This window comes from Sandaracinobacter sp. T42 (assembly GCF_059115405.1).
Map to the genome: position 1 here is coordinate 1,108,591 of NZ_CM181101.1, position 16,818 is coordinate 1,125,408.

Here is a 16,818-nt window from a genome sequence, read left to right on the forward strand (position 1 = left end):
TGGGGGCTCGGATGTTCAACCCTCAGGCACGTGTTCGCTCAGGCCCGCCCGCAGGCCAGGGGGAACGCGCCTAAGGGCGCGTAAGTCGCAGCAGAAGAAGGGCGGTGGCCGCTTTCATGACGGTGGCGCGCATAACATCGCCCGCCAGCCCCTGTAAAGCTGCGCTTTGCGGCCCGCAAAGTTGTCAAGCCGCGCCCCCGCTCCTAAAGGCCCTGCAACGACACGGCAGCCGAAGGCAAAAGAATACCCGACATGGCGACAATCGTGATGAAGTTCGGCGGCACCTCCATGGCCGGGATCGAGCGGATCCGGGGCGTGGCGGCGCGCGTGAAACGAGAGGTCGAGGCCGGCAACCGCGTCGCCGTCGTCGTCTCGGCAATGGCCGGCGAAACGGACCGGCTGGTCGGCTTCTGCAAGGAGGCTTCGCCGCTGGCTGATCCTGCCGAATATGATGTGGTGGTGGCGTCGGGCGAACAGGTCACGTCCGGGCTGCTTGCCATCGTCCTGCAATCCATGGGGCTGCGCGCCCGCAGCTGGCTTGGCTGGCAGCTGCCGGTTCATACGTCGGATGCGCATGGCAAGGCCCGCATCATCGATGTCGGCACCGATGCGCTGAAGGCCGCGATGGAGTCGGGCGAAGTCGCCGTGATTCCCGGCTTCCAGGGCCGGACGGAAGGCAATCGCGTCACCACGCTGGGCCGGGGCGGATCCGATACGTCGGCCGTTGCCGTCGCCGCCGCGCTGAAGGCGGACCGCTGCGACATCTACACCGATGTCGAAGGCGTCTTCACCACCGATCCCCGGATCGTCCCGCGCGCGCGCAAGCTCGGCAAGATCACCTACGAGGAAATGCTGGAACTGGCTTCCGTCGGCGCCAAGGTGCTGCAGACGCGGTCGGTCGAACTCGCCATGAAGGAAAAGGTCCGGGTCCAGGTGCTGTCCAGCTTCTCGGATGCGCCGGGCACCATGGTTGTCGATGAGGATGAAGTCGTGGAACAGGAACTGATCGCGGGCGTCGCCTATGACCGCAACGAAGCCAAGGTCACCATCGGCGCCGTGCCGGACAGGCCCGGTGTCGTCGCGGCCATCTTCGGCCCGCTGGCCGATGCCAACATCAACGTCGACATGATCGTCCAGAACATCGCCAACGACGGCACGACGGACGTCACCTTCACCGTGCCGCGCACGGAACTGGCGCGCGCGCGCAGCGTGCTGGAGGCGAACGCCGGTTCCATCGGTTACGCCCGGCTGGTCGCGGACGATTCGGTGGTGAAGATCTCCGTTGTGGGGGTCGGCATGCGCAGCCATGCGGGCGTCGCCGTCACCATGTTCAAGGCGCTGGCCGATCGCGGCATCAACGTGCTTGCCATCACCACCTCTGAAATCAAGATCTCCGTCCTGATCGCGGAAGAGTATCTCGAACTTGCCGTGCGCGTGCTTCACACGGCCTACGGGCTGGACGCCGCTGCATGACGGATACGCCCCATCTCGACGCCCTGACTGAGCGGGGCCGCACCTTCCTCGGCACCCGACACGCCATCATGGCGGGCGCGATGTCCTGGGTGTCGGAACGCAACCTCGTCTCCGCCATCTCCAATGCCGGCGGGTTCGGGGTGATCGCCTGCGGCGCGATGACGCCCGCGCTGCTGGAAGCCGAAATCGCCGCCACACAGGCGCTGACCGACAAGCCCTTCGGCGTGAACCTCATCACCATGCACCCGCAGCTGATGGATCTGATCGGGGTCTGCCGCGCGGCGGGTGTTTCGCATGTGGTGCTGGCCGGGGGCATTCCGCCCGGGCCCGCCGTCGCCGCCATCACCGATTTCGCGAAGCTGATCGCCTTCGCCCCCAATTTCGCACTTGCCCGAAAACTTCTGCGCTCCGGCACCGATGCGCTGGTGATCGAAGGCTCGGAAGCGGGCGGCCACATCGGTCCTGTCAGCCTGGCCGTGCTGGCGCAGGAAATCCTGCCGGCTCTGCCCGATGCCACCATCTTCGCCGCCGGCGGCATCGGCCGGGGCGAAGCGATCGCGGCGCTGGTGGAAATGGGCGCCGCCGGTGTTCAGCTGGGCACCCGCTTTGCGGCCTCGGCCGAATCCATCGCCCACCCCAATTTCAAGAAGGCTTTCCTCCGCGCCGCCGCGCGCGATGCGGTGGCATCCGTCCAGTTCGATCCGCGCCTGCCCGTCATTCCGGTGCGGGCACTGAAGAATGCGGGTACAGAAGCCTTCATGGCGAAACAGCGTGAAGTCTCCGGACAGCTGGCGCGCGGGGAAATCGAGCTCGCCGCCGCCCAACTCGAGATCGAGCATTACTGGGCTGGCGCCCTGCGCCGCGCGGTGATCGACGGTGACGTTGAAAACGGCTCGGTGATGGCCGGCCAGTCGGTCGGGATGGTCACGGCGGAAGAACCTGTCGCCGTCATCATCGACAGTCTCGTCACGGAAGCGGAAGCCGCGCTCGCCCGCCGGGCCGGGTGCGCCTGATGCCGTTCGGGCACGCGAGGGGCTGATGCCGAGCACAGGCAGCGCCCGCGAACTGCTGCGCCGCCTGCACGATGTGATGGCGGCGCGCCAGAGCACGCAATCCAAGCTCGATCAGGTTGTCGAGCTGATTGCCGGCGCGCTCGAATCCGAAGTGGCGTCCATCTACCTTCTGCGCGACGGCATGCTGGAGCTCTCGGCCACCCGCGGCCTGAAGCAGCAGGCCGTGCATGTCACCCGGCTCGCCTTCGGGCAGGGTCTTGTGGGTACCATCGCCGAAACACGGATGCCCCTGAACCTCGCGGAAGCCAGCAGCCACCCGCGCTTCGCCTATCGCCCGGAAACGGGGGAAGAACGGTTCCACAGCTTTGCGGGCGTTCCGATCATCCGGCGCGAAGCCTGTGTGGGTGTGCTGGCGGTGCAGCACATGCAGCCGCGCGACTATGACGAGATCGAGATCGAGGCGCTGCAGACGGTTGCCATGGTGCTGGCCGAACTGATCGCGGCCGCCGGTCTCGTCGACGCCGACACGGCCGCCCCGCGTGTGGCGCGCGATTCATCGCCCGTTCGACTGGCGGGGCTGAAGCTGGTGGACGGCATGGCGCGCGGGCAGGCGGTTTTCCACCAGCCGCGCGTGGTCATCACCAATACCGTCGCCGACGACGCCGAGGCCGAGCGGCAGCGGCTGAAGGCGGCCTTCGCCCGCATGCGGGAAGAGATCGACCAGATGGTGTCCCGCGCTGATTTCGCGGGGCCGGGCGATCACGACGAGATTCTGGAAACCTACAAGATGTTCGCGCTGGACGAGGGCTGGGCGCGCCGCATCAACGACGGGATCGACGGCGGGCTGACGGCGGAAGCCGCCGTCGAGGCGGTCGCCCAGGCGCAGCGCATCAAGCTGGGCTCCGCCTCTGACCCCTATCTGCGCGAGCGTCTGCACGATCTCGAGGATCTGTCCAACCGGCTGATCCGCATCGTGTCCGGCCAGTCCGATACGGCGGCGAAGCGGGGCCTTTCCCAGGACAGCATCCTGATCGCCCGCAATCTGGGGCCTGCGGAGCTGCTGGAATATGACCGGCGTTTCCTGAAGGGCGTGGCGCTGGAGGAAGGGTCGCTGACGGCCCATGTCACCATCCTTGCGCGTGCGATGGGCATTCCCCTGGTCGGCCGTGTGCGGGGCCTGCGCGATGCCGTGGCGGAAGGGGATCCGCTTCTGCTCGACAGTTCGGCCGGCGCGCTGTTCGTGCGCCCGGCGCAGGCCGTCCTCGCCAGTTTCGAGGAGCGGACGGCGCTTCGCGTCGCCAAGCAGGCCGAGTTCGAGCAGTTGAAGGACCTGCCCGCCGAAAGCCTGGACGGCGTCACGGTGAAGCTGATGATGAACGCGGGGCTTCGATCCGACCTTCCCGCGCTCGACATCACCAACGCCGACGGCATCGGCCTGTTCCGCACGGAATTCCAGTTCCTGGTGTCGGCCACGCTGCCGCGCAAGGGGCGGCAGGTCGCGCTGTATCGCGATGTCCTGCACGCCGCGGCCGGTCGGCCCGTCGTGTTCCGCACCGTGGACATCGGCGGCGACAAGGCCGTTCCCTATGTCGATTCGCGTGGCGAGCGGGAGGAGAATCCGGCGATGGGCTGGCGTGCGATCCGCCTCGCGCTGGCCCGCTCCGGCCTGCTGGCGGCGCAGGCCTCGGCGTTGCTGGAGGCCGCCGCCGGCCAGACCCTGCACCTGATGTTCCCGATGGTCGCGGAGCCCTGGGAGTATGAGGAAGCCCGGTCGATCGTTGAATCGCGGCAGAAGCGGCTGGCGGCCGCAGGCATCCCGCACGCCACCGACGTGCGGTTCGGCGCCATGCTGGAGGTGCCTGCGCTTGCCTTCGTGCTGGACGAACTGCTGCCCCGGCTGGATTTCCTGTCGATCGGCACAAACGATCTCACCCAGTTCCTGCTCGCGGCGGACCGGGGCAACCCCCGGCTGGCGGACCGCTACGACTGGCTGGCGCGCGGTCTGCTGCGCTATCTGAAGCTGGTGGTGGATGCAGCGCGCGCAGCGGGCGTCCCGGTTTCCGTCTGCGGCGAAATGGGCGGGCGGCCGCTGGAGGCGCTGGCGCTGATGGCGATCGGCGTGGAGCGGCTGTCGATCACGCCGGCCGCGATCGGCCCGGTGAAGGCCATGGTGCGTTCGGCCACGCTTGCGCCGCTGAGGGCGCAGATGGCCCGCTGGCTGGAAACGCCGGGGGCAAACATCCGCCAGTTGCTGGCCGCCGAAGCCCAGGCGCAGGGCATCCGGCTGGACTAGGCCTGTCGGGAAGCCGCTGGTTTACCCCCTTCGGAAACTGCAGATCCGTGGAAAAGGGCGGCACCGAACGGCGGCCGCCGGATGGCTTTAGAAGGCCACCGCGCCGCCAAGCATTACGGCCCGATCATCCTTGTTCGGATCCAGCGGCGTCGGATTTTCCGGTGCCAGGCGATAGCGCAGCGAACCGCCCACCGAGATGCGCGGCGAAAGCGCGAGTGCGCCGCTGGCTTCCAGCGAGTAGCGCGGATCGGGCGAGCCGGCGCGCGGCACGATCTGGTTCATGTCACGCTCGGCGGAGGCCTGAAGCGCGGCCTGCCAGTTGCGGGCGCCATAGCCCAGGCCCACGTCAACGCCCTGCCGCGACCGGCCACCGATGCCGCCATCCACCCGGCTCATGCCGCCGGAAAGCTGCACGCCGCGATAGCCGACGGACAGGTCGAAATTGTAACCCGAAGGTGCGAGCGCCGGATCGGTCGACGCCGTGCGCTCCGCCGCGGTCGGCGCCAGGCTGCGCATGCTGCCGCCCAGGCTGACACCCTTGCTGCCGGCCGAGGGGGTGAAGCTGAAGCTCCGTTCCACCGTCTGCACCTTCGAGGAGGCGACCCGACCGGGTGCGGTGAAGGCGAACTTGCTGACATCCAGGTTGATCGGCTGAAGCACCAGCGCCTGTGATTTCGTGCGGAATCCGGCCACCGAACTCTCGGTCGTCACCTCCGGCTGAAGGTGGGTCTTCGTGGTTGCCGACAGGGCCGGAACGGCCGAAAGTGCCGAGGCGCACAGAAGGGCCGCCCCGGCAAGGGACGCCATTCGCGCAGCAAAGGACTCGGCACCTGATTGCATATCCGTAAAACGCTACCTCATCTGGCGGCGGAATCCCACGGTTTGCCGCATGATTCGCCCCTCAATTTTGCGCACAGGCAGCGAAAGCCCGCAGCTGTGGCATTTGGCCCACATAATTTGACTGGCAGATGAACATTCCCCATCGCCGTTCAGCCTGTGTTTCACGCCCGCCCGCCACGGCTGGCACGCCTGCCAGCGGCTGACTGTTGCGCACACCGCCGTCCGCCCTGTATGGCCGCCCATCGGCCCGGCGTCCACGCGCCCGGCCCCAAGGAACGGAGCCTTCATTGACCGACGGAATCGCCCAGTCCGCCTATCTGCCTTCCGCCCGTCCGGCGGCCGGCCGGGTCCCCGCCCTCGTCCTCATCGCCTGCGGCCTCGCGCTGGCGGCCTGTGGTGGCAAGAAGGGGCCCGAAGCGGTTGCGCAGCAGACGGCGGTCACCACCATCGGCGTCAATTCCTATCTGTGGCGCGCCAGCCTGGAGACGCTGCAATTCATGCCGCTCGCCCAGGTCGATTCCGCCGGTGGCGTGATCGTGGGCGAATGGTATCAGAACCCCAACGTCCCGAACGAGCGGGTGAAGGTGACCGTCGCCATCCTCGACGGCGCGCTCCGCGCCGACGCGGTGCAGGTATCCGCCCAGCGAGAGATCAACCAGGACGGCCGCTGGGTCGCAGCCCCGGTGCGCGCCGGCACGGTGCAGAAGCTGGAGGAGATCATCCTCGAGCGGGCCCGCATGCTGCGCCAGGCCTCCCTCGCCCGATAGGCGGCCGACACCCATGGCAATCGAACCCGAAAGCGGTCGCTTCGATCCGCGTGAGGCGGATTCCCGCTGGCAGGCCCGCTGGGAAGCGGCGCAGACCTTCCGCGCCGACAGCAGTTCGGCAAAGCCGAAGACGATGGTGCTCGAGATGTTCCCCTATCCTTCGGGGCGCATCCACATGGGCCATGTGCGCAACTATACCATGGGCGATGTGCTGGCCCGTGCGCGCCGCATGCAGGGCCATGCCGTTCTGCATCCGATGGGGTGGGATGCCTTCGGCATGCCGGCCGAAAACGCCGCGATGGAACGCAAGGTGCATCCGGGCGACTGGACACGCCAGAACATCGCCACGATGCGCGCCCAGCTGAAGCGGCTGGGCCTTGCGATCGACTGGTCGCGCGAATTCGCCACCTGCGATCCGGACTATTACGGCCATGAGCAGGCCCTGTTCCTGGATCTGCTGAAGGCCGGCCTGGTCGATCGCCGCGACGCCTGGGTGAACTGGGATCCGGTGGACAACACGGTCCTTGCCAATGAACAGGTCATCGACGGGCGCGGCTGGCGCTCCGGCGCGGTGGTGGAACGCCGCAAGCTGACCCAGTGGTTCCTGAAGATCACCGATTTCGCAGAGGAACTCGCCGCCGATCTGGCCACGCTGGACCAATGGCCGGAAAAAGTGCGGCTGATGCAGGAAAACTGGATCGGCAAATCCAAGGGCCTGCGGTTCCGTTTCGATGTCGATTCGCCGCCGGACGGCGTGCCCGGCAGTTTCGAGGTGTTCACCACCCGCCCCGACACGCTGTTCGGCGCCAGCTTCGCCGCCGTCGCCATCGATCATCCGATCGCGGCCGCGATTGCGGCCGGGAACGCGGCGGCACAGGCCTTCATTGCGGATGCCCGTGCCACGGGCACGGCCGCTGAAGAGATCGAGACGGCCGAAAAGAAGGGCTTCGACACCGGCCTTTCGGTTGTTCACCCGCTGGATCCGGGCCGCCGCCTGCCGGTGTTCATCGCCAATTTCGTGCTGATGGAATATGGCACCGGCGCCATCTTCGGCTGCCCCGCGCATGACCAGCGCGACCTCGACTTCGCACGGAAATACATGCTCCCGGTGCCGCGCGTTGTGGCGCTGCCCGGCGAGGAGGATGTGCCCATCGGCGACGAGGCCTATACAGGGCCCGGCCGGCTGATCCATTCCGGGTTCCTGACCGGCATGGAAGTGGAGCCGGCCAAGGCGGCCGTCATCGCCCGGGCCGAATCCGAAGGCTGGGGGCAGGGCACCACCGTGTTCCGTCTCAGGGACTGGGGCATTTCCCGCCAGCGCTACTGGGGCACACCCATCCCCATCATCCATTGCGAAGCCTGTGGGATCGTGCCGGTTCCCAAGGCGGACCTGCCGGTGACCCTGCCGGAGGACGTGACCTTCGACCGCCCCGGCAATCCGCTGGATCGCCATCCCACATGGCGCGATGTCGCCTGCCAGGCTTGTGGAAAGCCTGCCCGTCGCGAGACCGACACGCTGGATACCTTTGTCGATTCCAGCTGGTATTTCATCCGCTTCGCCTCTCAACCGGCGGACAGGCCGTTCGACCGGGCGGAAGCCGAATCCTGGTTGCCGGTGGCGCAGTATATCGGCGGGATCGAACATGCGATCCTGCACCTGCTCTATAGCCGCTTCTTCACCCGCGCGCTGGCGAGCATCGGCCAGATCGGCATCACCGAACCGTTCCGCGGCCTGTTCACGCAGGGGATGGTCACGCACGAGACCTACAAGTCCAGGGGCGGGGACTGGCTGGAACCGGGGCAGGTGGAAAAGCGCGGCGACCATTGGATCGAAATCGCCAGCGGTGAACCGGCGCAGGCTGGCCGCACCGAGAAGATGTCGAAATCCAAGAAGAATGTCGTCGATCCCGACGCCATTCTGGACCGCTACGGGGCAGACGCTGCGCGCTGGTTCATGCTGTCGGACAGTCCGCCCGAGCGGGACCTGCAATGGTCTCTCGCCGGGATCGAGGGCGCATCGCGCTTCGTGAACAGGCTGTGGCGCATCGCCGGCCTGGCAAAGGATGCCCCGGCGGGCGAGGACGAGGCGCTGACCCGGCTGACCCACAAGGCGATCGACGGCATCACCCACGATATCGACCGCCTGCAGTTCAACAAGGCGGTCGCCCGCGCCTATGAGCTGGCGAACGCCATCGAAAAGGCGAAACCCTCTGCTGCCCGCGCACAGGCCGCGAAGACGCTGCTTCTGCTGGTGTCGCCCATGGTGCCGCATGTCGCGGAGGAAGCCTGGGCGCTGATCGGCGAGCAGGGGCTGATCGCGGACGCATCCTGGCCCGTTGCCGATCCCGCCCTGCTGGTGGACGATGAAGTCACCTATGCCGTGCAGGTGAACGGCAAGCTGCGCGAAACGGTTGCCCTGGCAAAGGGCCTGCCCCGGCCCGAGGTCGAGCTCGCCGTGATGGCGCTGCCGAAGGTGCAGGCGCTTGTCGCGGGCGCAACGCCGAAGAAGGTGATCGTCGTGCCGGATCGCCTGGTCAACATCGTGCTGTGAAGCGGCTGGCGCGCCTTTTCTGGCCCTTGCTGCTGCCTGTCGCGCTGGCGGCCTGCCAGCTCGCGCCGGTCTATTCCGGCGGAACCGCCGGGCAGGCGCAGACGATGCTGTCCGGCATCGAGGTGGCCCCGATCGCGGACAAGGCCGGCTTCCTGGTGCGGGATCGCCTGATTGAGCGGATGAATCCGTCGGGCAACCCGGTGCTGAAGCTGGATGTGGCGCTGGACGACAACATCATCGGCTTCGGCGTGCGCGGCGACAACTCGATCATCCGCGAGCGCCGCACCCTGCGTGCGCGCTATCGCGTCACGGAGATCGCGACAGGCGCTGTCCTGCTGGACACGACCGCCAGCGCCGATGCCGGCGTCGATGTCGTCAGCTCGGAATATGCCGTGGTCGCGGCGGAGGCGACCGCGCTCGAGCGGCTTTCGAAGGACATCGCCGACCAGATCGTCGCCCGGGTGGCGCTTCTGGCCCGCAGCCGGGCGGCTGAATGACCGCGGTTCGCCGCGCCGACCTCCTGCGCCGCTTTTCGAGCTGGGATCCCGCGATCCGCCTGCTGCTGCTGGCCGGGCCGGATGAATCCGCCAGCCGCGAACTGGCGCAGGCTGCCGCCGCAGCGCTGGCCGATCCCGCCGATCCCATGGCCGTCACCGATCTCGCCACCGACGAGTTGAAGTCCGATCCGGGCCGGCTGGCGGACGAGGCCGCTTCTGTTTCGATGTTCGGCGGCGCGCGGCTGATCCGCGTGACAGGGGCCGGGGAATCGGCGCAGGAAGCGGTGCGTCTGCTGCTGGCCGCGCCTGCTGCCGGCAATCCGGTGGTGATGCTGGCGGGCGATCTTTCGAAATCCAGCGGCCTCAGGAAGCTTGCCGAAGACAGCCCGCTTGCGCTGGCGCTGATTTCCTATCCGCTGGAAGGGCGAGAGCTTCTGGGCTGGCTGGACGCACATGCGAAGTCGCTTGGCCTGCGGCTGGAATCCGGCATTGCCGAGCGGCTGGTTGCCACGTCCGATGGCGATACCGGCGTGCTGGCCTCGGAACTGTCGAAGTTCGCCCTGTTTCTGGATTCGGCCCCGGATTCCCCGAAAACGCTGGGGCGTGATCATGTCGCGGCGCTGGGGGCCGACAGCGCGGAGGACGACATGAACCTGCTGGTTTCCGCCGTGATCGCGGGCAACGCCGTGGCGACCGAGCGACAGTACCGGTTGCTGGCCGGCAACAGTGCCATTCCCGCCCTGCGGGCCATCGCCCGCCGGCTTCTGCAACTGGCCGAGGCGCGGGCGGCGGTGGATGCCGGCGCGCAGCCGCAGGCGGCGGTGAAGGCGCTTCGGCCGCCCGTGTTCTGGAAGGACGTGGATGCTGTGGCCGCCGCGCTGCGGCACTGGCCGTTGCCCCGGATCCGGCGCGGGCTTGCAGCCATGCTGGCTGGCGAGCAGGCGATCAAGCAGGCGGGTGGCCCGGGCGATGTGGCCGGCTGGCAGGCGATCGTGAACCTTGAAGCCGGCGCGAACCTTGGAAAGAGGCGGGAAAGACCCTAGGTTCACCCGGATGCCATCCACCGTGCCTGCGCCGAAGGGCTTCTTCGCCGATAAGAACCGCGCTTTCTGGACACTCCAGATCGCCGGATGGGTCGGTTATTTCCTGCTGCGTTCGCTGGGCGGGCTGGCGAACCGGATGGGCATCAGCTTCATCCTGCCGACAATCCTCGTCACGGTGACGGGGTTTTCCATCACCCTGCTGATGGCCTGGGCCTACCGCGCCATCATCCGCATGAAGCCGGTCTGGGTGTGGAGCCTGTCTCTGATGATCCTGGTGACGGCGGCAGTGTTGTTTTCCGTGATCGAGGTGTGGGCGCACGCCACCTTCTATGAACCCGGCTGGCGCCCTGCGGGGATCGAGTTCTTCGGCGCAATCCTGCTGACACTTGCCGTGCTTGGGGCCTGGTCTGCCCTGTATTACGGCATCAACTATTTCCTGATGCTGGACGAACAGGCCGAGCGGTTCGAGCGCATGGCGGCGCAGGCGAACAGCGCGCAGCTGGAAATGCTGCGTTACCAGATCAATCCGCACTTCCTGTTCAACACGCTGAATTCGATCAGCACGCTGGTGCTGCTGGCGGAAACGGAAAAGGCGAACACGATGCTGTCGCGCCTGTCCTCATTCCTGCGCTACAGCCTGGTGGGCGAGCGCGAAGGCCAGGCGACCGTCGCGCAGGAGATCCAGGCGCTGAAACTCTATCTGGAAATCGAGCGCACCCGCTTCGAGGACCGGCTTCGCACCCGATTCGACATCGCCCCGGATGTGATGAATGCGCGCATCCCATCCCTGCTGTTGCAGCCGCTGGTGGAGAATGCGGTCAAATATGCCGTCACCCCTCTGGAGGAGGGCGCGGACATCTGGGTGACCGCCCGGCGCTTGGGCGACAGGCTGGAGTTGACGGTGGCCGATACCGGACCGGGCGTGGGCGAGAGCCGGTCTGCTGCGGAAGGTACGGGCGTCGGCCTGGCGAACATCCGGGATCGGCTGCAGCAGGCCTATGGCGAGGATCAGCGCTTCGAGATTCTGCCGAACAGTAGTTCACCGCTCGTTCAAACCGGGGCGGCCAAGGGGCCGGGCGTACTCGCCGTAATCGAAATTCCCTTGCAACTCGTCTCGCCGGCCGAAGTGGCCCGCAGCGAACGTCTGCAAGGCTTCGTGCAAGAGGTTGCCCAATGACCATCCGAACCCTTCTCGTCGATGACGAGCCCCTCGCCGTGCAGGGGCTGGAGCTTCGGCTCAAGCCGTTCCAGGATATCGAGATCGTCGGCCGAGCGATGAACGGCCGGGAAGCGATCCGCGCCATCCGCACGGAAAAGCCCGACCTGGTGTTCCTGGACGTGCAGATGCCGGGTTTCGACGGCTTCTCCGTCGTGTCTGCGCTGGCTGACATCACCCCCCCGCTGTTCGTGTTCGTGACGGCCTTTTCCGACCATGCCATCCGCGCCTTCGAGGCGCAGGCGGTGGACTATCTGATGAAGCCGGTGGAGACCGAGCGGCTGGCGCAGACGATCGAGCGGGTGCGCGTGCGGCTTCAGGAAAAGCGCATGTGCGAGGAAGCCGAGCGGCTGGCCGCCAAGCTGGCCGAAGTCGACCCTGAGTCCGTTTCCACCCTGCAGCCCGCCGCCGAGCCAGCCTCAGACCGGTTCGAGAAGATCATCAACGTGAAGGATCAGGGCCAGATCTTCCGTGTGGACGTGGATTCGATCGAGAAGATCGACGCCGCCGGCGACTATATGTGCCTGACGACGGCCGACCAGACGCTGATCCTGCGCGAGACGATGAAGGACCTGGAGCGCCGGCTGGACCCGCGCAAGTTCCAGCGCGTTCATCGCTCCACCATCGTGAACCTCGACAATGTGCGCCAGGTGAAGCCCCATACCAACGGCGAATGCTTCCTGACGCTGGCCAGCGGCGCGACGGTGAAGGTCAGCCGCTCCTATCGCGACGTGGTGGCACGCTTCCTCTGACGGCTTGAATGAAGGGGAGGCGTCACCGTCCCCTTTTGCCCGCGAACGATCGGGAAGCCCCGACGGAGGCTTGCGAAGCATCTAGCAATGCCGTCGTCACGGTGCCAATGCGCGAGCCATGACCGAAAAGCCTTACGCTGGCGCCCGCCACGCCCCTGATCCCTCCATGCTTGCCAAGACCGAGGTGCTGGTGGAGGCGCTGCCCTATCTGCAGCGCTACGCCGGGCAGACCTTTGTGGTGAAATATGGCGGCCACGCCATGGGCGACCCGGAATTGGCGCGGGATTTCGCCGAGGACATCGTGCTGCTGAAGCAGGTGGGCATTCGCCCGGTGGTTGTGCATGGCGGTGGCCCGCAGATCGGGGCGATGCTGAAGCGGCTGGGCGTGGAAAGCCGCTTCGTCGACGGCCTGCGCGTGACGGACGCCGAAACGGCGGAAGTGGCCGAAATGGTGCTGGGCGCCATCAACAAGGAACTGGTGCGCTGGATTTCCGAAGCCGGCGGCCGGGCGGTTGGGCTCAGTGGCAAGGATGCCGGGCTGATCACAGCAGAAAAGGTGAATCGCACCAGCCGCGATCCCGGCTCCGCCATCGAGCAGGCCGTGGACCTGGGCTTCGTCGGCGAACCGGCGAAGGTGGACCGCAAGGTGATCGACGTGCTGACGGCGGCCGATTTCATCCCCGTGGTCGCGCCGATCGGGGCCGGCACGGACGGCCACACCTACAACATCAACGCCGATACCTGTGCCGGCGCGATTGCCGCCGCGCTGGGGGCGGCGCGCTTCTTCCTGCTGACCGACGTGCCCGGCGTGCTGGCGAAGGATGGCTCTCTGCTGACCGACCTGACACCTGAGGATGTGGCCCGCCTGGAAGCGGACGGCACCATTTCCGGCGGGATGATTCCGAAGCTCGAAACCTGCGTGGGCGCGGTGAACGGCGGGGTGGATGCCGCCGTGATCCTTGACGGGCGCGTTCCACATGCCATGCTGCTGGAAATCTTCACCCGGCGCGGCGCCGGCACACTTGTTCGGAGGCAGGCATGAAACCCATCACGTCCCTGATCGCCCTGGCCGGGGCCGCCATCGCCATCGCGGCCGCGGGGCCGGCCGCCGCTGTCAACGGCAACCAGGGGCGGCTGGGGGAAACCTGGGTCTGGCCGGCGATGTTCGAACAGACGCTGGCGCCGCTGGCTCCCATGGCGCAGAACGCGATCAAGAGCGGCCAGTGCCCCACGCTGGAGGGAACCGCCGGCAAGATGTCCCACAAGTTCGAGTTCGACGCGCAGATGAAGACGCGCGGCGCGGGGGAGAACAAACGCTGGGAAGTGGCGGAGCTGAAGCTGCTGACGCCATCGGGCTGCGAGGCGCTCGACGCGCAGGTCACGGCCTACATGCGCGACGCCATCCCGAAGTTCGCGGAGCCGTGGAAGGACCTGGACAAGAACGGCTGGACGCGGATTCCGGCCGTGCAGGTGAAGCTCGACTGACGGGGGCAAACGGGCGGCGTCTGCCGCCCGCCCGCATCAGAGCAGTTCGCCCCGAAGCGCATCCACCAGATCCGTCCGTTCCCAGCTGAAGCCGCCGTCGGCATCCGGCTGACGGCCGAAATGTCCGTAGGCGGCCGTGCGCCGGTAGATCGGCCGGTTCAGGCCCAGGTGGGTTCGGATGCCCTTTGGCGTCAGCCGCACAAGCCTTGGCAGCGCGGCTTCGATGCGGGCTTCGTCGACCGTTCCAGTGCCGTGGGTGTCAACCAGAATCGACAGCGGTTCTGCCACGCCGATCGCATAGGACAGCTGGATTGTCACCCGGCGGGCAAGGCGAGCCGCGACGATGTTCTTGGCGAGATAACGCGCGACATAGGCGGCCGAGCGATCGACCTTTGTCGGATCCTTGCCGCTGAACGCGCCGCCGCCGTGCGGAGCTGCGCCGCCATAGGTGTCCACGATGATCTTGCGGCCGGTCAGGCCCGCATCGCCGTCGGGGCCGCCGATTTCGAACAGGCCGGTCGGGTTCACATAGATTCCGGCCGCGCCGGGCAGCCAGCCCTTGGGCAGAACCTCTTCGAACACGGTCATCGCATAGTCGCGCAGGCGCTTCTGGCCTGCGTCGTTCGACAGGGCCCTGCCATGCTGGGTGGAAAGCACTAGCGCAGTGGCGCGAACCGGCACTTCATTCTCGTAGGCAAGCGTCACCTGGCTCTTGGCGTCGGGCTCAAGGAAATCGACGACGCGGTTGTGGCGATCTTGGGCCAGTCGTTCCAGGATCCGGTGCGAGTACCACAGGGTCGCCGGCATCAGATCTTCGGTTTCGTCTGTCGCGTAACCGAACATGATGCCCTGGTCGCCAGCCCCCTCGTCCTTGTTGCCGCTTTCATCGACGCCCATGGCGATATGCGCGGACTGGCCATGCAGATGGTTCTCGAACCGGGCCGTCTGCCAGTGGAAACCGTCCTGCTCGTAGCCGATGTCACGGATCGTGCGGCGCACATGCTGCTCGATCTCGTCTCGCACGCCGGGGGCCCAGCCTTCGGTATCCGGATGGGCCTCCTCATCGAACACGCCCTTGCAACGGATTTCCCCGGCCAGATAGATTCGCTGCGTTGTCACCAGCGTTTCACAGGCGACGCGCGCCTGCGGATCCTTCGTCAGCATGAAATCGACGACGGTGTCCGAAATCTGGTCCGCGACCTTGTCCGGATGGCCTTCGGAGACGGATTCCGAAGTGAAGATGAAGCTGCTGCGCGGCATTGGAGCTCCTTTGGACTCTAACTGCCGCTAGCCGCTGGGGCCAGCGATGGCAAGGGATATAAAGAGATACTTATGTCTTTCTGCGGCTAAGCCACAAGCCTGCGATGATGAGGATTGCCGCGAATCCCGCAGGGGAGAGAAGACCGATCCGCGCGAACGGGGTTGGTTTCAGAGGGGCGGGCGCCGCGATGAGCGCATGGGCCGCCACACCTTTCGGCAGGGTCTGAACCAGGCCGCCGCGCGGGTCGATCAGGCCGGAAATGCCCGTCGGGGTGACGCGGGCGACGGGCAAGCCTTCCTCGATGGCGCGCAGCCGGGCCTGGGCATGATGCTGCGGCGGGCCAGACGGGCCGAACCAGGCATCGTTGGAAATGGTGACGATCAGGTCCGGCCGGTCGCCCCGGTCCACGATGGCGCCGGGAAAGATGATTTCGTAGCAGATATTGGGTGCGATGGCGGGCAGGGGCGGGAAGCGCCAGGTCGCCGGCCCGTCGCCGGGCTTGAAATCCAGCGTACCGGGCACCAATCGGGCGAGCCCCAGCGGCTCGGCGATGGCGCGCAGCGGCAGATATTCGCCGCCGGGCACCAGATGCGCCTTATCATAGCGGGCGCGGATTTCGCCGCCGCTGTCCAGCAGATAGGCGCTGTTGGCCGCCGCCGTGATCGTGCCGCCTGCATCGCGCCAGAGCGCCACGCCGCCTGTCAGCAGGGCCGCGCCTTCTGGAAAACCCGAAACCAGTTCGCGCCTGAGTTCGGGCAGTTCCTCCAGCGGATATTCGACGGTCGCTTCCGGCCAGATCACCAGATCCGGCTTCAGCCCACCGCCAATGGCAAGCCGGGTGCGGGCGACCGCCGCCTCGACATTGCGCTCAAGCCCGCCAGCCTGATGCTTGTCTGCGATGCCCACGCCCGTCTGCACCAGCAGCAGTTTCGTCGCCGTCGGCGCGGGCAGAGGTTTCTGGATGCGTGGCACGACCAGCCCGATCCCCAGCAGCAGCGGGAAGGCGAGCACCAGCCCCAGCCGCCCTGCTTCGCCACGCGCGGCGATCAACGCCGCGAGGCTGCCGCCGGCGATCACCGCGAGCGCCGAAAGCCCGTTCGCACCCACCAGCGCGGCCAGTTGCGCCACGCCCGGCAATTGCAGCCAGGCGGCGCCCAGCGGGTTCCAGGCGAATCCCGTGAACAGCAGCCCCCGCAGGATCTCTGCGAGGGCGAACAGGCCGGCGAAGATCAGGGCCAGCGACACCACCCCGTTGGCGAGGCGCCGCGCCAGCCCCGCCGCAAGGGCGGTGTACAGGGCCAGGAACAAGGACAGCCCGACGACTGCGACCCAGCCCATCCATGCCGGCATCGCGGACTGGAAGCTGAAGGCCGTTGCGATCCATGTGAGGCCGATCAGGAAATTGCCGAATCCGAATCCCAGCCCCAGCCAGAAGGCCCGCCCGCGCGGACGGGCCGCCAACAGCAACAGCAGCAGGGCAAGGCCCAGAACGGGCCCCGCGACGCTGCCCACCGGTTCGAAGCCCAGCGCCGCCAGCGCGCCGGCGGCTAGGGCGGTTGCAAAGGCGATCGAAGACGGCAGCGCCGCCAGCTTGTGCATGATCGGGTGCTGCTCTGTCATGGCCGGG

14 protein-coding genes are annotated in these 16,818 nt (G+C 67.1%); 11 read left to right on the forward strand and 3 right to left on the reverse strand.

The genetic code is table 11. From position 1 onward, the window contains the following. Positions 1-252: 252 nt before the first annotated feature. The 3 genes from ACW9TV_RS05255 to ptsP are packed head-to-tail and all read left to right on the forward strand — an operon-like array spanning position 253 to position 4,779. On the forward strand, positions 253-1,473 hold the full coding sequence (locus ACW9TV_RS05255) for an aspartate kinase (RefSeq protein WP_494304800.1): 1,221 nt from the start codon (positions 253-255) through the stop codon (positions 1,471-1,473). Then, positions 1,470-2,486, forward strand: a complete 1,017-nt coding sequence (locus tag ACW9TV_RS05260) for an NAD(P)H-dependent flavin oxidoreductase (protein WP_494304801.1) — start codon at positions 1,470-1,472, stop codon at positions 2,484-2,486. The genes ACW9TV_RS05255 and ACW9TV_RS05260 overlap by 4 nt, the downstream gene beginning before the upstream one ends. Before the next feature lie 25 nt (positions 2,487-2,511). Further along, on the forward strand, positions 2,512-4,779 hold the full coding sequence (gene ptsP, locus ACW9TV_RS05265) for a phosphoenolpyruvate--protein phosphotransferase (protein WP_494304802.1): 2,268 nt from the start codon (positions 2,512-2,514) through the stop codon (positions 4,777-4,779). An 87-nt stretch (positions 4,780-4,866) separates the two neighbouring features. Here ptsP and ACW9TV_RS05270 read toward each other — a convergent pair whose 3' ends face one another. Next, positions 4,867-5,586, reverse strand: a complete 720-nt coding sequence (locus tag ACW9TV_RS05270) for a hypothetical protein (protein ID WP_494304803.1) — start codon at positions 5,584-5,586, stop codon at positions 4,867-4,869. Positions 5,587-5,906: 320 nt separating this feature from the next. On the opposite strand from ACW9TV_RS05270, the gene ACW9TV_RS05275 reads away from it, so the two are divergent. The 8 genes from ACW9TV_RS05275 to ACW9TV_RS05310 all read left to right on the forward strand — a co-directional run bounded on the left by ACW9TV_RS05275 (position 5,907) and on the right by ACW9TV_RS05310 (position 13,930). Beyond that, positions 5,907-6,386, forward strand: a complete 480-nt coding sequence (locus tag ACW9TV_RS05275) for a DUF3576 domain-containing protein (RefSeq protein WP_494304804.1) — start codon at positions 5,907-5,909, stop codon at positions 6,384-6,386. A gap of 13 nt (positions 6,387-6,399) precedes the next feature. Beyond that, positions 6,400-8,937 carry a leucine--tRNA ligase gene (leuS, locus tag ACW9TV_RS05280; protein ID WP_494304805.1) on the forward strand — a complete coding sequence of 846 codons (2,538 nt, stop codon included), beginning with the start codon at positions 6,400-6,402 and terminating at the stop codon, positions 8,935-8,937. A 26-nt stretch (positions 8,938-8,963) separates the two neighbouring features. After that, positions 8,964-9,434: an LPS assembly lipoprotein LptE gene (gene lptE / locus ACW9TV_RS05285; protein ID WP_494304806.1), complete on the forward strand. Its 471-nt coding sequence runs from the start codon at positions 8,964-8,966 to the stop codon at positions 9,432-9,434. Then, the gene (gene holA / locus ACW9TV_RS05290) at positions 9,431-10,477 is read left to right on the forward strand and encodes a DNA polymerase III subunit delta (RefSeq protein WP_494304807.1); all 1,047 of its coding nucleotides are present in this window, start codon (positions 9,431-9,433) and stop codon (positions 10,475-10,477) included. The genes lptE and holA overlap by 4 nt, the downstream gene beginning before the upstream one ends. A 10-nt stretch (positions 10,478-10,487) precedes the next feature. Beyond that, complete coding sequence (locus ACW9TV_RS05295; RefSeq protein ID WP_494304808.1) at positions 10,488-11,654, forward strand: sensor histidine kinase; 1,167 nt, start codon at positions 10,488-10,490, stop codon at positions 11,652-11,654. After that, a complete protein-coding gene (locus ACW9TV_RS05300) occupies positions 11,651-12,445 on the forward strand; it encodes a LytR/AlgR family response regulator transcription factor (RefSeq protein ID WP_494304809.1) in 795 nt (264 codons plus the stop codon). The genes ACW9TV_RS05295 and ACW9TV_RS05300 overlap by 4 nt, the downstream gene beginning before the upstream one ends. A 118-nt stretch (positions 12,446-12,563) precedes the next feature. Next, positions 12,564-13,487 carry an acetylglutamate kinase gene (gene argB, locus ACW9TV_RS05305; protein ID WP_494304810.1) on the forward strand — a complete coding sequence of 308 codons (924 nt, stop codon included), beginning with the start codon at positions 12,564-12,566 and terminating at the stop codon, positions 13,485-13,487. Beyond that, positions 13,484-13,930, forward strand: coding sequence for a hypothetical protein (locus ACW9TV_RS05310; RefSeq protein WP_494304811.1), 447 nt, complete (start codon positions 13,484-13,486; stop codon positions 13,928-13,930). The genes argB and ACW9TV_RS05310 overlap by 4 nt, the downstream gene beginning before the upstream one ends. 36 nt (positions 13,931-13,966) lie before the next feature. Here the strand turns inward: ACW9TV_RS05310 and metK are convergent, their stop codons facing one another. Both metK and lnt read right to left on the reverse strand, forming a co-directional pair. Then, positions 13,967-15,190 (reverse strand): methionine adenosyltransferase, encoded by a 1,224-nt coding sequence (gene metK / locus ACW9TV_RS05315; protein ID WP_494304812.1) that lies wholly within the window; start codon positions 15,188-15,190, stop codon positions 13,967-13,969. Positions 15,191-15,260: 70 nt separating this feature from the next. Beyond that, positions 15,261-16,811 (reverse strand): apolipoprotein N-acyltransferase, encoded by a 1,551-nt coding sequence (gene lnt, locus ACW9TV_RS05320; RefSeq protein ID WP_494304813.1) that lies wholly within the window; start codon positions 16,809-16,811, stop codon positions 15,261-15,263. Positions 16,812-16,818: the final 7 nt, after the last annotated feature.